General features: G+C 66.7%; 16 protein-coding genes. 3 read left to right on the top strand and 13 right to left on the bottom strand.

Annotation, left to right across the window (positions count from 1 at the left end; all coding sequences use genetic code 11):
* Positions 1–43 precede the first annotated feature (43 nt).
* Positions 44–1,792, top strand: coding sequence for a hypothetical protein (locus tag J2T21_RS01150; protein WP_307577609.1), 1,749 nt, complete (start codon positions 44–46; stop codon positions 1,790–1,792).
* A gap of 21 nt (positions 1,793–1,813) precedes the next feature.
* Here J2T21_RS01150 and J2T21_RS01155 read toward each other — a convergent pair whose 3' ends face one another.
* The gene (locus J2T21_RS01155; RefSeq protein ID WP_175475521.1) at positions 1,814–1,975 is read right to left on the bottom strand and encodes a hypothetical protein; all 162 of its coding nucleotides are present in this window, start codon (positions 1,973–1,975) and stop codon (positions 1,814–1,816) included.
* Between the two features lie 183 nt (positions 1,976–2,158).
* Between J2T21_RS01155 and J2T21_RS01160 the strand changes: the two genes are divergently transcribed.
* Complete coding sequence (locus J2T21_RS01160; RefSeq protein WP_307577611.1) at positions 2,159–3,649, top strand: TIGR01777 family oxidoreductase; 1,491 nt, start codon at positions 2,159–2,161, stop codon at positions 3,647–3,649.
* 13 nt (positions 3,650–3,662) lie between these two features.
* Here the strand turns inward: J2T21_RS01160 and J2T21_RS01165 are convergent, their stop codons facing one another.
* The 7 genes from J2T21_RS01165 to J2T21_RS01195 all read right to left on the bottom strand — a co-directional run bounded on the left by J2T21_RS01165 (position 3,663) and on the right by J2T21_RS01195 (position 10,527).
* A complete protein-coding gene (locus J2T21_RS01165; RefSeq protein WP_307577613.1) occupies positions 3,663–4,772 on the bottom strand; it encodes a YihY/virulence factor BrkB family protein in 1,110 nt (369 codons plus the stop codon).
* Positions 4,773–4,838: 66 nt separating this feature from the next.
* A complete protein-coding gene (gene rarD / locus J2T21_RS01170; protein WP_307577615.1) occupies positions 4,839–5,699 on the bottom strand; it encodes an EamA family transporter RarD in 861 nt (286 codons plus the stop codon).
* 415 nt (positions 5,700–6,114) lie between these two features.
* The gene (locus tag J2T21_RS01175) at positions 6,115–6,567 is read right to left on the bottom strand and encodes a hypothetical protein (RefSeq protein ID WP_307577617.1); all 453 of its coding nucleotides are present in this window, start codon (positions 6,565–6,567) and stop codon (positions 6,115–6,117) included.
* A complete protein-coding gene (locus J2T21_RS01180) occupies positions 6,564–7,106 on the bottom strand; it encodes a flavodoxin family protein (RefSeq protein WP_307577619.1) in 543 nt (180 codons plus the stop codon). Before J2T21_RS01180 ends, J2T21_RS01175 begins: the two co-directional genes overlap by 4 nt.
* Positions 7,107–7,142: 36 nt before the next feature.
* Positions 7,143–7,523 (bottom strand): hypothetical protein, encoded by a 381-nt coding sequence (locus J2T21_RS01185; protein WP_307577621.1) that lies wholly within the window; start codon positions 7,521–7,523, stop codon positions 7,143–7,145.
* A 228-nt stretch (positions 7,524–7,751) separates the two neighbouring features.
* Complete coding sequence (locus tag J2T21_RS01190) at positions 7,752–9,176, bottom strand: DUF4389 domain-containing protein (protein ID WP_307577623.1); 1,425 nt, start codon at positions 9,174–9,176, stop codon at positions 7,752–7,754.
* 601 nt (positions 9,177–9,777) lie between these two features.
* Positions 9,778–10,527, bottom strand: coding sequence for a CPBP family intramembrane glutamic endopeptidase (locus tag J2T21_RS01195; protein ID WP_307577625.1), 750 nt, complete (start codon positions 10,525–10,527; stop codon positions 9,778–9,780).
* Positions 10,528–10,882: 355 nt separating this feature from the next.
* On the opposite strand from J2T21_RS01195, the gene pta reads away from it, so the two are divergent.
* Positions 10,883–13,027 carry a phosphate acetyltransferase gene (gene pta / locus J2T21_RS01200; RefSeq protein ID WP_307577627.1) on the top strand — a complete coding sequence of 715 codons (2,145 nt, stop codon included), beginning with the start codon at positions 10,883–10,885 and terminating at the stop codon, positions 13,025–13,027.
* Between the two features lie 163 nt (positions 13,028–13,190).
* Here pta and J2T21_RS01205 read toward each other — a convergent pair whose 3' ends face one another.
* From J2T21_RS01205 to J2T21_RS01225, 5 genes are all read right to left on the bottom strand, one after another.
* On the bottom strand, positions 13,191–13,607 hold the full coding sequence (locus J2T21_RS01205) for a universal stress protein (protein ID WP_307577629.1): 417 nt from the start codon (positions 13,605–13,607) through the stop codon (positions 13,191–13,193).
* Between the two features lie 371 nt (positions 13,608–13,978).
* Positions 13,979–14,200, bottom strand: a complete 222-nt coding sequence (locus J2T21_RS01210; protein WP_307577631.1) for a ferredoxin — start codon at positions 14,198–14,200, stop codon at positions 13,979–13,981.
* Positions 14,197–15,450: an NADH-ubiquinone oxidoreductase-F iron-sulfur binding region domain-containing protein gene (locus tag J2T21_RS01215; protein ID WP_307577633.1), complete on the bottom strand. Its 1,254-nt coding sequence runs from the start codon at positions 15,448–15,450 to the stop codon at positions 14,197–14,199. The genes J2T21_RS01210 and J2T21_RS01215 overlap by 4 nt, the downstream gene beginning before the upstream one ends.
* Positions 15,447–16,004 carry a ferric reductase-like transmembrane domain-containing protein gene (locus J2T21_RS01220; protein ID WP_307577635.1) on the bottom strand — a complete coding sequence of 186 codons (558 nt, stop codon included), beginning with the start codon at positions 16,002–16,004 and terminating at the stop codon, positions 15,447–15,449. Before J2T21_RS01220 ends, J2T21_RS01215 begins: the two co-directional genes overlap by 4 nt.
* Positions 15,997–16,938: an FAD:protein FMN transferase gene (locus J2T21_RS01225; protein ID WP_307577637.1), complete on the bottom strand. Its 942-nt coding sequence runs from the start codon at positions 16,936–16,938 to the stop codon at positions 15,997–15,999. The genes J2T21_RS01220 and J2T21_RS01225 overlap by 8 nt, the downstream gene beginning before the upstream one ends.
* Position 16,939 lies beyond the last annotated feature (1 nt).

Here is a 16,939-nt window from a genome sequence, read left to right on the forward strand (position 1 = left end):
CACACGGGAAAGGTGCCGGGCGAAGCCAGGGAGGTGAAACCGGATGGGAGTCCACCGCTGGACGCGCTCCGGGGAAGACCTCGCCCTGCACCTCATGCAACCGCGACGCCTGCATTCGGTCGTCATCACCCTCAGCGCACGGGCGGAAGCGGCCGGGTTCGATGCCCAGGCGATCTACGAGGAAGTCAAGGACTGGGCCGAGGTCATCGTGGTTCCCACGGGCCGGCTGACCTACGAGCTGCGCGACCACCTGCCCTACGGGTGGGAGGTGTTCGGCACCGCTGCCCGCGTCTATCCCACCGGGCCCGGCAGCCAAGGGATCGCGCCCGGGAGGCCGCACGTGGTGCGCGCCGGGGACTCGATCGAGCGGATCAGCAACGAGCTGATCGACGAGGTGCTCTTCCTGCCCGACCCCCGCACACTGGTGGTTTCCGCGTCCCCGACCCCCGGACCCGGGCGGCACGCCGCGGACCCGGTGCGCACCGTGGGCTCCCCGGGGCCGGTGTCGACGGGCACCGGAAGCCACTCGGTGCTGGTGGCCGGTGCGGTCGCCGGATTCCGGAACCACGGCTTCACCGCAGTCATTGCCCTGGACAACGGCGCAAGCGCGCAGATCCACAGCGAGGACATCTATCCGCACGCCCCGTTGACCTGGATGCTGGAAACCGGAAGCCGTCTCACCGGTGCCCGCGAACCGGGCAGCGGGCGCCTGCTGATCCGCGAATCCCTGCTGCACCCGCGCCTGCTGCAGCATTACTCCTGGAACCAGGTCGTCCCGTGCCTGGTGCTCGAGGCCGGGAAAGAGGCAGCGGTGCTGGTCCCGGTGCCGGGGGAGAACATCACGGTGCACCGCGCAGATGTCTCCTCCAACGAACTGGACGACGTCGACTCGCTGCTGGCACCGGGGCAGGTCGTTGCGGCGCGGCTGGTCAACGCCGCCGGGGTGCGCAAGCTCGTGCTGGTCGATGTCGATGACAACGAACCGGTGGCCGTTGCCCCGGCCCTGGTGCGCGGCGGCACCCCCTGGCTGGTGGTCGACCGGGACCACGTCCCGGAACCCGGGGAACCGCCGGCCGCAGAATCCGCGACCGGAATGCCGGTGGTTCAGACGCCGGAAAAGCAGCGCGAGGCCCTGCGCCAGGCGTTGCTTCAGATCGATGCGCTCAAGTCCGAGCTGAAGGCGTTGCGCCAACGGCAGGCCGGCAACGCGGAATCCGAGTTGGCCTCCGTGCTGCAACAGCTGGGCCGGTACCGTACCGAGGCGCTCAAGCTGAGGACCCTGCTGCGCAACAAGTCCGAAGCGTTGAACCAGAACCACCGGGTGGCCCGGCGGAAGGCCCGCAGCACCGTGGAGCCGGCGCCGAGCGACGCCCGGGACCTGTTCACCACCGCGGAGGCGGCATTGCGCCACGAGCTGTACCTGGAGTGGGCCCAACGCGTCCCGGCGAACGAGAAGGCCGTCTATCCCTGGGACCCGGGCTTCGTCATCGGCCCGAAGTTCGCCGCCTCGTTCTACGCTCACGGTGCCGCGCTGCGCGGCAAGACCCTCAAGGCCCTGACCCAGCTGCTGACCGGGAGGGCGGACCGAATGGCCGCGCGCGAGGTGCACCCCAAGCGGACCGGACCCGGAGGGGACGACCCGCAGGAGATCCGGGAGACGGACGGGGCGACCTGTTGGCGGATGAGCGTGGAGATCGGGGTGGCCGCGGCCCGCCGCGTGCATTACTGGAAGCTGCCCGACGGGCGCATCGAACTCCACGAGCTCGTCTCCCACGACACCTTCGGCATCTGATACCGGGGCCCGGAAGCCTTGCTACGTTCCGGCGGGCGGAATCCTGCCGGCCGGGGCCCCATGGAGGAAATGCCAGGTGAGCACGTCCTGGATCGCAGGTTCCTCGACCCCGTAGGTGCTCGCTATTTGTTCCAGCGTCCACCCGGCGGTGCGCAACTCCATGAGGGTTGGATAGGCCGGCATGCCGATACCCATTTTCGCTCCCCCTGACTTGATGATGGATCGATGCCACCAGCAAACCACACGGCTAGGACAATTTGGTTCCGCCGGAGCCCCGCCGCCGCAGGGGCCCGACCGAAGAGACGAATTTCGCCTAGTGTGGGTGGAAAGGGGCAACGAACACGACACCTAGGGATGGGCACGGCCATGGCAATCTTTGAGTACACCACGCATCTGCCCCACCCGCGCCAGTTGGTATTCGACTGGTTTGCCCGCCCCGGGGCCCTGCCCCGGCTGGCCGCACCCTTTACCGGAACCATCAGGCAGGAACCCGACAAGGGCCTGGCCGTGGGCTCGCGCGCCGTCATGGACATTGCGGCCCCCGGAACCATGGGCACCTCGTTGGCCGCGGCCGTCGAGACCGGCGCCCGGACCCTCGGGCTTCCCGGGTGGGTGCGCGCACAAGTCCCGTGGCACGCCAAGCACATCGCCCTGAACCCCGGGCACGACTTCACCGACATCATGGAATCGGGCCCGCTGGCCCGCTGGGAACACCGGCACCTCTTTGCCGACGACGGCCCCCCGGCAACGCCCGGCACGGTGATGCGCGACGTGGTGGAGTACGAGCTGCCGGTGCTCAACCGGCTGCCGTGGCAGCAGGCGCAGCGGCTCACCGAGAGGGCCTTCAAGCACGAGCTGATCCAGGTCTTCCGCTACCGCGAACGGATGCTCCGGGCCGACTTGGCCTTCCACGCCGGCCACCGGGCCCGGCCCCTGGTGGTTGCCGTGGCCGGGGCCTCCGGAATGATCGGCACCCAGCTCTGCGCCCTGCTCGGCGGGGGAGGACACCGCGTGATCCGGTTGGTCCGGGACCGGGCCGCGGCCGACGGGAAGGAGCGGATCTTCTGGGACCCCGAGAACGCGGTGCTGGACCCGGAGGATTTGCGCGGGGTCGACGCGGTGGTGAACCTGGCCGGGCACACCATTGGAGGCCGGTTTACGCAGGGAACCAAGGAGTCGATCCGCTCCTCGCGCGTGCTGGGCACCGGTCTGCTTGCCCGCTCCCTGGCGTCGCTGGCCGGGGACGGGAAGCCGCGCAGCTTCATCGTTGCCTCCGCCATCGGCATCTACGGGGCGAACCCGCACGGCACGTCCCCGGCCGTGCCGCTGGCCGAGAACGCGAAACCCGGCACCGACTTCCTCGCAGGGGTCTGCACGGCCTGGGAGGAATCCTGCGCGCCGGCCGCCGCGGCGGGCGTCCGGGTGGTCAATGTGCGCACCGGGCTGGTGCAGTCCCCGGCCGGAGGCGTCCTGGCGCAAATGCTGCCGCTCTACGCCCTGGGCCTGGGCGGGCCCTTGGCCGCGGACGCCTGGCAGTCCTGGATCGGGCTCGATGACGTGGTGGGCATCTACGCGCACGCGCTGCTGACCGATTCACTGTCCGGGCCGGTCAATGCCGTGGCACCGAACCCGGTGCAGGGGGGCGAATACGCCAGGGTCCTGGGCAAGGTGGTGCGCCGCCCGGCACGGGTCCCGGTCCCGGCCTTCGGGCCCCGGCTGCTGCTGGGCCGCGAGGGCGCTGCCGAGCTGGCATTTGCCAACCAGCTGGTGGACAGCGGAAAAATCGAGGCCAGCGGCTACGAATTCCGGCAGCCGGACCTGGAATCGGCGTTGCGCCACGTGCTGGGCCGGTCCTGAGCCAAGGGCTCTGCTAACGCCCCGCGCCGTGCCGCCGCCCGGCCAGGTACGCGCCCACGGCACCGAGGGTCCCGGCCAACAGTCCCCAGGGGATGCGCGGCCCGGGGAGATCCACGTCGGGGTGGGCCTCACCGCCTGCCCGCATCCGCAGCGTCCGGGCGTCCTGGTGGTCATCGAGCATCGACAGGCGCGCCTTGGCGATCCCGGTGTCGTCGCGGGCAGGCAACGCCAACTCGTCTTCCACGGCCAGGCCCTGGCGCAGTTCCCGGGCGCGCTCGAGTTCGGCGTCCAGTTCCGAGCCCAGCAGCAGGGAGATGTTCGCCAGCCAGATCCACAGCAGCAGGATGATCACCCCGGCCAGCGCCCCGTAGCCGCTCTGGTACGTCCCGAACGCCACATAGAAGAAGAACCCCGCGGTGGCCAGCGCCAGCACAAAAAGCGCACCCAGGGACCCGGCGCTGATCCAGCGGAACTTCGGTTGGCGGATGTTCGGGGTGAAGTGGTAGAGCAGGGCGACCATGAACACGGCGATCAGCACCAGCACGGGCCACTTGGCGATGTTCCAGGCCAGCAGCGTCGCCTCGCCCAGGCCCAGCACATCCCCGATGGCCCGGGCCACCGGCCCGGAGAGCACCAGCAGGGCCAGGGCGAGCACCGCCAGGACCACGATCACGAGGGTCAACAGGTACATCTGCGGCCGCAGCTTCCACAGCGGGCGCCCCTCCGTGGTGGCGTAGGTGCGGTTCAGCGCCCTCCCGAAGGCACCCACGTACGCGGAGGCCGACCACAGGGCACCGAGCAGGCCAACGAGCAAGGCCCATCCCGCTCCGGTCTGCTCGCCGAGTTGCTTCAGCAGCGCCTCGGCATTCGTTTGCATCTCGGGGGTGCTGACCGTGCCGATGGCCTGGACCATCCAGTCCCGGGCCTCGGCCCCGCCGCTGATCAGGGAGAGCAGCGAGAGCATCGCCAGCAGCCCGGGCACCAGGGACAGGACCGCGTAGTAGGTCAGTGCGGCGGCCAGGTCGGTGGCCCCGTCGCGGGAAAACTCGCGCACGGTGCGCTTCACGGCATAGAGCCATGAATCCCGGCGCAACGTCAGATCGTGGTGTTGTGGTTTCTCCACTGGGGAAATCACCGGCTTTCGGAGGGCTTGGCTTGGGCTTTTTCCCACCCTACGGCCTTGGACGCCTCAGCGCAGGGAACGCGTGGCGCGAAATCCGTCGGCGGCCAGCAGGACCAGGGCCAGGATGATCGGTGCGTAGGTGAAGGCATCGCGGGCGACGAGCTGTTCGCCCATGGCCACCGCGGCCACCAGCAGCAGCACCGGTTCGACGTAGCTCAGCAGCCCGAACACCGACAGGGACAGCAGCGAGGCGGCGCCCAGGTAGAGGAACATGGCCACTGCCCCCAGCACTCCGATGGAGAACACCGGCAGCAGTTCGGCCCCGGTCCCGCGCGCCCCGGTGAGGATGAACCAGAGCGCCAGCGGGGTCAGCAGCAGGATCTCCAGGGTGAAGGCGGCATTGGATTCGAAGCGTGCCCGTCGCCTGGCGGCGAAGTAGATGGGGTAGCCCAGGCAGATCAGCAACGTGGGCCAGGCCAGCCCTCCGGCGAAGACCAATTGGTGTGCCACCCCGAGAGCCGCCAGCGCCACCGCGATCTTCTGTCCCTGGGAGATCCGCTCGGCGAAGGCCGCCCGCCCCACCACGACCATGACCAGCGGCAGCAGGAAATAGCCCAGCGAGGTTGCCAGGGCATACCCGTTCATGGGTGCGTACATGAACAGCCAGAGCTGGACGCCGACCAGGGCACTGGCGATGACCCCGAAGAACAGCAGCGAGGGCCGGGCCCTGATGCGTCCGAGCAGGGCCAGCATCTGGGCCCGGCGGGAGGGAACCAAGGCGTAGACCGGGGCGATGATCCCCAGGGTCAGCACGATCCGCCAGCCGTAGACCTCCGTGTGCCCGATGTCCTTGAGGGACCCGGAGACCAGGAAGATCGCGGCGAACAACGCCGAGGCAACAAGGGAGGCAAGAACGCCACGATTCAATATGACGCTCCAACACAAGACGGGAATCGACCAAGGCTTTCAGTCTAGCTTCGTTCCGCGGGGGAGGAATCCCGGCGTTAGGCCGCAGGTGCGCGGATTGGCCCCTTGGGGCAACACCGCCGCCTTGCGCCTCACCGGGCTTCCGGGGTTTCGGGAGGCGACTGGATTGCCCGTCGTTCCCGCGAGCCTGTGTCCTCGCGGACGCCAGCCTTCTTCCCTCCGCTTGGGGAAGCTGGCTGACTTGTATTGTGGGGCACCTTGATGCCTGCGGCGCCGCGCTCCGAAGCACCTTCGGCTGCGGCGCATCGCTTTCACGGCGGCGCGGGCATGGGCGGGGAGAGTGACCGTGCGGGCCGCCTGGCCACCGGAGCAAGCGGAGTCCCTGGCCGGACCTTGGCGGCCGCAAACCTTCGGGTTAAACCTGGGCGCCGCGTCCACCGGTGTCCGGCGGCAGGTCACGGTTGGAGGTGCGGCCGGTCCCCGGTGCGATTTCGAGCATGAGGAACACGAAGACCAATTCGAGCGTGCCGAGGCCGAAGTAGATGGTTTGCAGGAACGAATACTCGAGGATGATCGCCAGTTCCACAAACACCCAAATGATCATCCCGAATCCCGCAATGGCGGCCCATCGCATGGATGCGCGGCGGTGGGCCATCAGCGAGCCGGCCGCAACAACCTGGGTGCCGCCGACGACCACTCCCAAGATGATCCCGGGAACCAGGAAAGAGCCAAAGGGACTGCCCTGAAGGTATTCCAGGGGAACACCCGCGCCCTTGAAGACGATGGCCATTACAGCACCGGCAAAGGCGGACACCGAGCCAAAGAGCAGGAGCACCAGGAGCGCGGTCCGTGTGGCGCCGCCGTTCATTCGCTGCCTCCCGGTGCGTCCGGAGGTGTCGTGCGCAAGCGCGCGCCCCATTCCTGCGCCCGTTGTTCTTCACCCGCGAGCAGATGCGTAGCCTTGTCAACAAGGAAGCTCTCGGGCGGGGCCGCCAGCTCGAATCCCGATTTCCGCAACAACCTCGATATGCCCTTGGACGCCCGGCCGGTCAGCAGGGGCGCCGCGTCGAAGCGTGTGTCGAAGGCTGCTGCCATGCCTCCCGCACGGGAAAAGGAAGCAAGCCATTCGCGGATTCCTTCCCCTGCCGCGTCCGGCTCCAGCAGCAAACCACCCGCGAGGTCGGATGCTGCAGTCCGGGCTGCGTTGCGGGTCGATTCCCGGCTCATGGCATGCACATGGGTGGGGCCACCCACGACGAGCAGATCGAGGTCCCCGGGGTCGATTGCTTCGGTGTTGGACACCGGTAGAACGGGCACGTTTCCTGCCGGGTCGATGCCGCGCGCAATGGCTTCGGCGACATGCCGTGTGTTGCCGTACATGGACTCGTAAACAACGATTGCACGCATCTTTCGCTCCTGATCGGTGTGTAAGGGATAAAGGGACTATCTTTGGTTCCCGAGCCGTGGACCTGAGGCCACGGCGGTTCGCAGGAGAACAATGATCTCCACGACCACACCGAGGACACATCCGGCGATGGCCACCACAATCAGCACCCGTGTCACCAGACCCCAGTCGATGCCGAGGCTGTCGAATTCGAATGGAAAGAGCCTCCACAACCGGGTTAGCACGGCCAACGCGAAGACGCTCGTGACGATGTCTCCCATGGCCTTGACCCAGGCGATGTCCAGGACCAGATTGATGAAGTTCACCACTGCGCCGGCGATCAGTGCGGCCACCAACAAGCCGATGACCTGCTGGGTTTCCTCGGTGAGGAAACCCAATGCATGCCAGCCCGGCGAACCGGTGACAAGGAACACCAACACGACGTTCACCAGTACGGCGACAAGGTAGCCGCCCCTCCGGGCTCCACCGCGATTTCGATCCTTCGGCCCCCAGCTTGCCCGATTCCCCATGTCCTTGGCCATATGCACCATGGTGCTCGTGAACCGCGGCCAACCATAGGGCCGAAGGTCATATCAGGGCCCACTCATCGCGGGTACCAGCGGCGCAATCCCGGGTTGGCCTGACCCCGGTTGCCCCGGTAATGGTCCTCAGGACGCCGGGTTCTCCGTCCCGGGCGGGTGGGGCCGGGCAAGTGCCGGTTCGTCAGGTCCCTGGTCGAGCCGGAACGGCGGGTACTCGTCGCGGAACAGCGCGGCGTATGTCACCACACGGAAGATCCAGCGGTTGATGCCGACCACGAGGTTGAAGAGTCCCACGGGATATCGTGCCGTGAACAGCAACGCAAAGCCGGCAATGACGACCAACGCGACCACGAGTGAAATGCCGTTGCGTTCGGTGTCGGTGTCCCAGCCATAATTCCAGCCGTGCCTCCATCCGGAATTCCCAGTAGCGACCGGTGCGCTGATTGCACCAAGAATCAGATAGTGCGGAATCGCCAACAGCCACCACTTGACGAGGACCAGCCCTCGGTTGAGCCGCTCAGGATAATCGATGTCGAAGTCGGCAGGGTAGTCGGTCCTGGCCAAGGTGAAGGGCGGGTATCGGTCTGTGCCGAGGGCCGAATACGAATAGAAACCCACGCGCCAGGTCCAGCGCAGCACCCCGACGTTGAAGCCAAACAGCGCATGTGGGTACCTGCCGGTGAAGAGAATCGCGAAGCCCGCAATCAATGTCGTGACGGCGAAGGCGAGCCAGAGGAACGCCAGCACCACGTAATGCGGGATGGCGAGTAGCCACTTCACCAGCCACAACCCCCGTGAGGGGTTCCCGTCAAGCCGACCGTAAAGGTGCGCGGGGAAGACCCCGCCCGTCGCGTGCACCTGGCCCCCTTGCGCGGCCGCCGGGGAAGGTATTGCGGGGAAGGACTCAGCACGCGCCGTGTTGCGGATGGCTGGGTTGCGGCGTCCCAAGACGACAGCGCCGATGATTAGCATCGGCACACCAATGGCCAGCAGCACCGCGCCCACGATGATCAGGGTTGAGGCGATCGGAGCGAGCAGATCGCTGCGCACTCCGACAGCAAGGTCTGTCGTGACGCCGGGCGTACCATCTGCATTCATCACCACAACGCCCCATTGCCCCGGAGAAAGGTTCCACTGGATCTCCTGCAAGCCCGGGCCCGTGGCCGACGCCGCCCAGAATTGCTGTTTCGCCGGTGGCGCAGGAGTCCGGGTGCCGGCGGAATCCAGGTACTCGACGGCGAAGGGGTGGTAGCTGACGCTGCCTATTTCGGCATGCTTGACTCCCGCGAGGTAGCGGTCGATGTCGGCCATGGGAGCAATTCCGATGAAGATATTGGAATCGGTCGATTTGGCACCCAATCGAAGGGTTGCAAGGTCGAAGGGCAAGTTCCGCGCTGCCGGATCAGTTCCGGACACCTCCCCGGGTGGGGAAGTCAATGCGTATCCCGGGGTGCTGAAGGTCTCCGTCGGCACCGAGAAGTACCCTTCGCTGTCACGGAACTGGTTGGCGCTGGCGGCGAAGATGCCCCCGGTCAGCACCGCGCCGCCCACAAGGGTAAAGAGGATTCCGAATGCAAGGAGCAGCGCACCCTGCGTTCCGTTGCCCCGGGGCGACGGCTGTCTGGACGCAGGCCCCGGGTTCCCTGCGGGTGGGTTTCCTGGTTCCTGTGTCATGGGACCCAGCGTGCCGGGTGGCAGCCTTGGGCAGAAGGGACCAAGGTCCCAAAGGGCAAGGTGGGATTCTCCAGGCGGTTGCGGCCTTGGATTGGGAATATGTCCGGATGCCGGCGACGTAACGGAAATGCTTCAAGACGAGGTGAACTCTAGCGCCCGTCCCGCGCCGCCGCACAGGACTTGGGCCGTTGGGGGCAGCTACGGCGTGGATCCGTCGAACCGCAGCAAGATCGCGGCACGGCTGGGTGCATCGTCCTTCGGGTGTGCCGTCGGTCGTGACCGGTGCAACCACTAACCCAGACCACAAGCGGCCTGTTGCCTCCCTCTCCGCAGGGCCGCGATTTCGTGGACTTCTGCATTCCCGTGACCGGAACCTCGGTGCCTGTGCCGGAAATAGGCCATTGCCTCTGGTCGCCCGGTGTGGGGAAGGAATCGGCCTTGGGAACCGGGCGGCAAAGTGTGGGGTGTTTCCCTGGCCTCAAGCCATATAGGAGACGGGTGTGCTGACCGCCGGCCCGACCTTTGCAAGACGATTCCGAAGGAACAGAATGTAGGGGATCATCACGACCGCGATGATCCCCACCGTGATTGAATCCCCGAGCACGGAGTGTGCGGTGATCGTGCCGCTGATGTTGAACAAGACGTGGAATGCAACGCCGGGCATGATGCTTCCGGTGAGCGCCACGCAGTATGCCAGGGCGATGCCGATGAGCACTGCCGCGACCACCTGCAGGGCCTGGTCGGTGAGCGAGTACCCGCGCAGGAGGTTGACGATGTGCCCGAGGCCGAAGGTGACTCCCGAAATAATGATCGCGCGATTGAGGCTGCCGCGCATCCTGAGCGCCTGGAGCAGAAAGCCACGGAACAGGAGCTCCTCGATGAATCCGACGGCCGCCATCAGGAGAATCGCGTAGACAATGATTTGCAGGTCAAGATCGGCTGCCAATCCCTTGGCGTACTCCAGAAAAGCGATCGCCAAGAGCGGGAGGTAGAAAAGCACGGCTGGCAGCGTGCCGCTCTGCACGGATCGCACTCCGTAGAACGCGAGCCGACCGCCAACCCGCAGATAGACGACCAGCACGATCGACAGGGCGATGAGCACGAAGCTGGTAAACCCGGGGAAGCCGAGTTCCTCCCCGAGTAAGTCGCCGATGTTGACGGCTACGATGTAGATCGCAATCCAGATCAGTGCATGCCCGATGGGCTTGGTGTCCTGCAGCTTGCGCATGAGAATCCTCCGAGGGATGACCGCGGGTGCGGGTGTTGGCCAGACTACGTCAGATTAAGTGATTTGAGGGTTCTCGCAGCTCTGGTTGGCGGTGAAGGGTTGAATGCCCGATGGTGGAACCGTCAACGATCAAACCGTTGACCTGGATGGAAGCGTTGCTCCAGCCCCGATGACGGCGCTCGCCGAACCTGCTCTTCCACCATGCCGCCGGCCCGTGACTTAGGGCACTGGCCGATGATCGGGTTTGCGGTCATCCTGAGAGGGAAGGACAGTTTCGGACACGCAGCGATTGCCACTGCGTTCGGCACTGGCCCGCGAAATCCGGAATCAGCTTCTGAAGGCGAGAGTATTCATCTTGGGCAGGGGAATTTACGTTTGTGCTTCGGCTCCGGGATCAGGCAAGAACCTGGTGTCACTGGGCCTGGTTGATGCCCTGCACCGTCATGCCGACACGATCGGCTTTTTCAGGCCGATTGTTGGCGGCACGGATCCGAAGCTGGACCCGATGCTCCTGACGCTGCGAGAACTATACAACCTCGATCCATCGGTGTGCCGGGGCGGCATGACTCTCGGCAAGGCCAGGGGGTTGCTGGCGGCGGGGCGCAGCGAGGAAATCGAAGCCGAAACCATCGCCCACTACAGCGAAATGGCCAAGCAATGCGATGTCCTGGTGGTCGAGGGGTCCGACCTCCGCGGCCGCGATGCGGCGGTGGAGTTCGGCCTCAACGCGCGTCTGGCCAACAGCCTGGGGCTGCCGGTCCTGGCTGTTGTCGGTGCCGAGGGCCTGGGCCCGGAAGAGACCGCGGACGCCGTCGACGTGGCGCGCAAGGAGCTTGCGGCGGCGCACTGTTCGCTCCTGGCCGTGCTGGTCAATCGGGCCGAAGCCGACGGGGCAGCCCGGACGAAGGCGGCAATCCGGCCCGGAAGAAGCGGCTGGCCCGTGTATGTGATCCCCGAGATCCCGGAGATAGCCCGGCCGACGATGGGCGACGTTGCCGCCGCCTTGGAGTTGCGGCACGTGGCAGGCAGCACCGAGCTGGACCGCGATGTCCACTCGGTGAAGGTGGCCGCCATGACGGTGGGAACCTTCCTGCAGGTCCTGGGCGCGGGCGATCTGGTGATCGTGCCAGGGGACCGGGTCGATGTGATGGTTGCCAGCTTGGCCTCGGCGTTCTCCCTCGAGTTCCCCGTCCCCAGCGGGATGATCCTGAGCGACGGGCTTGCTCCGGGACCCGAGGTGCTCAAGTTCCTGGCCCGGGCGCCGTTCCCCGTCCTTGCCAGCGAGCAGGACACGTATTCCGCTGCCCACCTGGTGGCGGCGGTCAGAAGCGAAATCCATGCCGGCCAAAAACGCAAGGTGGCCGCCGCACTCGGCGCATGGGCGCGCAACGTCGACGAGACCGAGATGCTTGCACGCCTGGCCCTTCCGCGCCCCGCCACCACCACGCCGCTGCGCTTCTTGCATGAACTCGTCGAACGCGCCAGAAGCCCGCGACGACGGATTGTCCTACCGGAGGGGCAAGAACTCCGGGTGCTTCGGGCCGCCGAGATCCTGCACCGCAGGGACGTCTGCGATCTGACGATCCTGGGCAACGAGGCCGACATCCGGGTGCTGGCCGCCAGCGCCGGCATTGGCCTGGACGGACTGGCCCTGGTTGATCCGGCGACCTCGGAACTGGGGGAACGGTTCGCCCGTGAATACCAGCGTTTGCGTGCACACCGTGGGATGGTGCTGTCCCGTGCCCGGGAGATCATGTTGGAGGGGGCCTACTTCGGCACCATGATGGTTCAGCTGGGTTTCGCGGACGGCATGGTCTCCGGTGCAGCGCACACCACCGCCGACACCATTCGTCCGGCCCTGGAATTCGTCAAGGCGCGGGAGGGTGCCGGGACGGTGTCATCGGTGTTCTTCATGCTTTTTCCCGACCGCGTCCTGGTATACGGGGATTGCGCCGTGAATCCCGAACCGGATGCCCGGCAGCTGGCCGACATCGCCTTGGCCTCAGCCGATACCGCAGCCGCATTCGGCGTGGAACCCCGGGTCGCGATGCTCTCCTATGCCACGGGGGCTTCAAGCACGGGAAGCTCCGTGGACAAGGTGCGCCGGGCCACCGAACTGGTCAGGGCCGCCCGTCCGGATCTGGCCGTCGAGGGGCCAATCCAGTACGACGCCGCCGTGGATGCCTCCATTGCGGCGCTCAAGCTGCCTGCGTCGGCAGTGGCCGGACAGGCCACCGTATTCGTGTTCCCCGACCTGAACACCGGCAACAACACCTACAAGGCCGTCGAGCAGTCCTCCGGCGCCGTTGCGGTGGGTCCGATCCTGCAGGGCTTGCGCCGGCCCATCAACGACCTGTCCCGGGGCTCAACGGTCGAGGACATCGTCAACACCGTTGCCATCACGGCGGTACAGGCCCAGTCCACGCCCAAGGAGGGCGACGTGCACGGCAGTGGAGCGGGTCCCCGCGGGAACCAACACCGGCAGCCACCTCCCCGGTGAACGTTTGGATCCTGTTCCAAGGTGGTGCCGCGTTCGATGTCCTCGGTGCGTTCTCGAGCCACCTCGTGTGGGGGAGGGGCAGAGGCCCCACCCGGGAGTTGCCTGACCTTTCGGGCATCGGGTTGCTGTCGCGGGCCTCAACCGGATCTCCGCATTGCCGTGGTCAATTGTCTTCTTCTTCCGGCGCATGGGCGACCATGACTGGGCACTTGGCGTGCGCAATGCACGAGGAACTGACCGACCCGATCAGCATGCCGCTGAGGCGTCCGTGGCCCCGCCGTCCGACAACGAGCAGGTCGGCATTCTCGCTGGCCTTGATGAGCAGGGACCGGGGGTCGCCCCGCAGCAGGCTGACCTTGAGATTGACGGGTGCATCGGATCCGAAGGCATTCTTGACAGCGTCGTTGAGTACCTTCTCGGCGCCCTCCTTGAACCCCTCGATTCCAGCCACCATGTAGCCGTCGTACATGCGCGGGTAATCCCAGCAACCGATCGCCTCGACCTGGGCGTTCAAGGCCCCGGCCAAGTCGTTGGCCCGCCGCAGTGCTTCGAGGGATGCTTCCGAGCCGTCGACGCCCACAATGATCCTGTTTATGCTGGAACTTCGCCCCATGAGAGTCTCCAATGCTAACGAGATGTGCATTCCAAGCTACTCCCCACGCCGCTGGAACACCATGGATGCATTCGACGGATCTGGGCACCGGCAAGGGAAGAGGCCAGTGAAGGGACAACACGAGACGCCACCGGTCCCGAGGATTCCCGCCGTGGCTCCCGGCATGTCAACGGGATTCGTGGCGGGCACCCTTGCGACGGCGGTCCCGGACCGGGTTTCCGGCGACCCGGTCGAATCCTCGCGGCAAGCGGGATGGAATCGGTTCGAGGTTCCCGGCCGATTCCGGCCGCGGGTTGGTGCACGGCAGCACCCTCATCGCGGGACTGTTGGATGGCCGCTCAGGCCTGCAATACCAGGGCAAGCTTCGGACACAGCTTGACCGCATCCCTGGCGGCCTGTGCCTCGTCGGGCCCGATAGTCGCGTTCGTACCATCACCGTTCCTGGGGTGCCTGACCACGGGGTATCCCCAGTCATCGCGCCCCAGCACCGCGGGCAACAGCTCGGTGCAAAGCCCCCGACCGTCACACCTTGTCCAGTCGATGTGGAGTTTCTTGTTCATGCTGCCCTTCCGCCCATCCGTGTGCAGTTCCCGGTTAGATGTGCCCCGACATCCTCGGAGAATATTTCCAAGGCACTTTGGATCAATTGCAGGGTCCCGTCCGGGTGGTGGCAGGCCCCCCTGCGGGCGACGAGAGTGCCCAGCCGTTCCAGCTCGCCGACAAGTTTCGGATTGCGGTCACCGCCGGCAATCGCAGCCAGGACCTTGGCCATCGCCGGCAGGCCGAACACGCACGGACCGCATTGCCTGGCGGATTGCCCGGCCAGGTACTCGACGATCCAGGCAGTTGCCTCCAATCCGCACTGCCCGGTGGAAAGCACATGCAGCACACCGGCGCCGGGACGGACGGTTTGGCCTGCCGGGCCCGACGGCGTCAACCGGTAGTCCAGCGGCTTCACCCAGCGCCCGTGGTAGCCGCCAACCAACACCGCCTGCACACCCGAGAGGTCAATGCCGGCATGGGCCAGGACAAACCCGAGGCCCTCATCGCCTGCGACTTCCAGGACCTGGTCGGCACCCCGGCCGGATACGGAAACCAGCCGCGTGCCGGGGTCCCGGTCCGATCCCGCAGAACGAAACCATTGGGCACCGTAGCGGGCGATGAGCGCCACATGTGAAAGGGTCTCCACGTTCAACACGAGTGTCGGCCGACCCTTGAGCCCCGAGTCGCTGAGCCGGCGGCGGTTGTCCAGCGGCAGTGCGTTGCCGCCGCCGATAGCGTTGACCACCGCGCTGGCCTGGCCGGAGATGAAGGTTTCAGGTGCCTCGATCACCTGGATGCGGCGGGCGTCGCGGCGCTCGGCGATGGCTGCTTCCACGGCGGGCATGGCCACGGCCGTGGTGTAGACGTAGAGCGACGAGGCGGACACGGACCGGGCAGCCACCAGAAGCCCGTCCAGCACCAGATGCGGCGCATGGAGCAGGAGCGTCTTGTCCTTGAAGCTCAGCGGTTCCCCCTCGGCGCCGTTGGCGATGACCACGGGCCTGCTCCGCAGCAACGCCCCGTCACGGCCCTGCCCCGTTGCGGAGACCTTGCGCCACGAGGCGAAGGCAGCCCCGCCCCTACCGGTCAGGCCGGATTGTTCCAGTACGCCGATGAAGGTCGCGTCGATGCAGTGCTCCGGAAGCGGGCCGTAGGCCCGCTCGTGGTCGGCCAACGTTGCGTTGGACCCGGCGGCGAAAAGCCGGTTGTTCCCCGAGGGGCCGAGGTGCTGGGACGTCACGGGCATCTGCGAGGTCATGTGCGTCATGACAGGCTCCTTTGTCGGATTTTGGCATTTTCCAGGAAGTTCGAGGACAGGCGCCAGGCCAATGCGCCGCCCACCGCGACGACGGAGCCCGCGGCAAGGGCCAGGAACCACCTTTCGGTTCCGTTGGTGCCGTTGCCGATGGAGTGCGCCAGGGCGATCGGCCACATCGCGTAGGCGAACCAGTGGACGGCGCGAAACGTCCGCTGGCCCAGCCGGTGGCGCAGCAGCCCGGTGAGCACCACGGCCACCAGCAGGTCGAAGGCCACCGTCCCGAGTCCCTGCCAGAACGGCTTGAAGGATCCGAGGAAGGGAACGAACACGTCGACCAGGTTGAGCTTCGCATACGAGTCCAGCATCAGCGATCCAATGTGCATCAGCAGAAACAGCGTGGCCAGCAGGGAGATGTTGCGGTGGATCAATGCCACGGAGAACCTCGGGACGGCCGGCAACGGCCTGCCCGAGCGGTTCACGATGCCCAGCAGCACGGTAACGGTGAGCATCGCCAGGGAGACGATCCCGCTGACCCGGCCCAGGGCCCAGAGCGCGCTATCCATGTGAATCCACTCCGGTCAACACGTCGTCTTCCCTGGGCCAGCCGCCGGTGGTGACGATCCTGCCCTGCCGGTCGACAAGGCGCCCGGCGATTCCCCCGCGCTCAAACCATGCCACGGCGGCAAAGCCGCGCACGATGCCCGCGGTGCTGTATGCGTTGGCCAGCAGGCAGGTCGATGCGGCCACGGTGACGGAGCGCCAGACGGGTTCCGCCGGAAGCCCGAACCTGGGGTCCAGGATGTGGTGCATGTCGTGGCCCTCGTGCTTCCAGCGGCGCTTCTGGGTGCTCGAGGTCGCCATGGCCTGCCCGGCACCCAGGGTGACTTGTTGCCACGGGTCCGTGGGCAGGTCCTGCACCAGAACCTGCCACCCGCCCTCCGGTTCGGGCCCGGCCGTGGCGATGTCCCCGCCGAGGGAGACCAGGATCCCGCAGCCCATCTCGTCGAAGACCAGGGATGCGGCGCGGTCGGCGGCGACGGCCTTGGCCGTGGCGCCAAGGTCGAGCCGCAGGTTCCGGGGAACAGTCAGTTTCTGTCCCTCTAGGTCCACCTGCCGCCAGCCCGGCGTCCGACGTCGTGGCCGGGACAGGGTGGTCACGGAGCCGGCGGAACCGAGCCGCACCCGGGAAATGTCACGGTCGTAACCCAGCGATTCCATGTCCTTGCCAAGCGTGGGATCCACGTCGCCGCCGGTCCAACGGGCGGCATCCAGGGCGCTTCGAACCAATGCGGCCAGCAGGGGGCTGGCGTCCGCTCCGGAGTCAAGTTCCGGTTGCAGGCGCATCAACTCCGAATCCGGCCGGAAGCGGCTGCAGGCGTCGTCGATTTGCGCGATTACCCCGCGCACCAGGCGCTCGGCGTCGGAAGCCATGCCGGGATCTTCGACGGCGATGGAGGCCTCAAGCCCCCAGACCGGCCAGGAAGCGGTGCCGCCCATG

Origin of the sequence: Paeniglutamicibacter psychrophenolicus (assembly GCF_030812255.1) — a bacterium.
In the GTDB taxonomy this organism is placed as follows: Bacteria; Actinomycetota; Actinomycetes; order Actinomycetales; family Micrococcaceae; genus Paeniglutamicibacter; species Paeniglutamicibacter psychrophenolicus_A.

Coding starts and splice junctions, on each gene's coding strand:
- J2T21_RS01150 (WP_307577609.1), top strand. CDS start 44: ATGGGAGTCCACCGCTGGACGCGCTCCGGGGAAGACCTCGCCCTGCAC.
- J2T21_RS01155 (WP_175475521.1), bottom strand. CDS start 1,975: ATGCCGGCCTATCCAACCCTCATGGAGTTGCGCACCGCCGGGTGGACG.
- J2T21_RS01160 (WP_307577611.1), top strand. CDS start 2,159: ATGGCAATCTTTGAGTACACCACGCATCTGCCCCACCCGCGCCAGTTG.
- J2T21_RS01175 (WP_307577617.1), bottom strand. CDS start 6,567: ATGAACGGCGGCGCCACACGGACCGCGCTCCTGGTGCTCCTGCTCTTT.
- J2T21_RS01180 (WP_307577619.1), bottom strand. CDS start 7,106: ATGCGTGCAATCGTTGTTTACGAGTCCATGTACGGCAACACACGGCAT.
- J2T21_RS01195 (WP_307577625.1), bottom strand. CDS start 10,527: ATGCGCAAGCTGCAGGACACCAAGCCCATCGGGCATGCACTGATCTGG.
- J2T21_RS01210 (WP_307577631.1), bottom strand. CDS start 14,200: ATGAACAAGAAACTCCACATCGACTGGACAAGGTGTGACGGTCGGGGG.
- J2T21_RS01215 (WP_307577633.1), bottom strand. CDS start 15,450: ATGACGCACATGACCTCGCAGATGCCCGTGACGTCCCAGCACCTCGGC.
- J2T21_RS01220 (WP_307577635.1), bottom strand. CDS start 16,004: ATGGATAGCGCGCTCTGGGCCCTGGGCCGGGTCAGCGGGATCGTCTCC.
- J2T21_RS01225 (WP_307577637.1), bottom strand. CDS start 16,938: ATGGGCGGCACCGCTTCCTGGCCGGTCTGGGGGCTTGAGGCCTCCATC.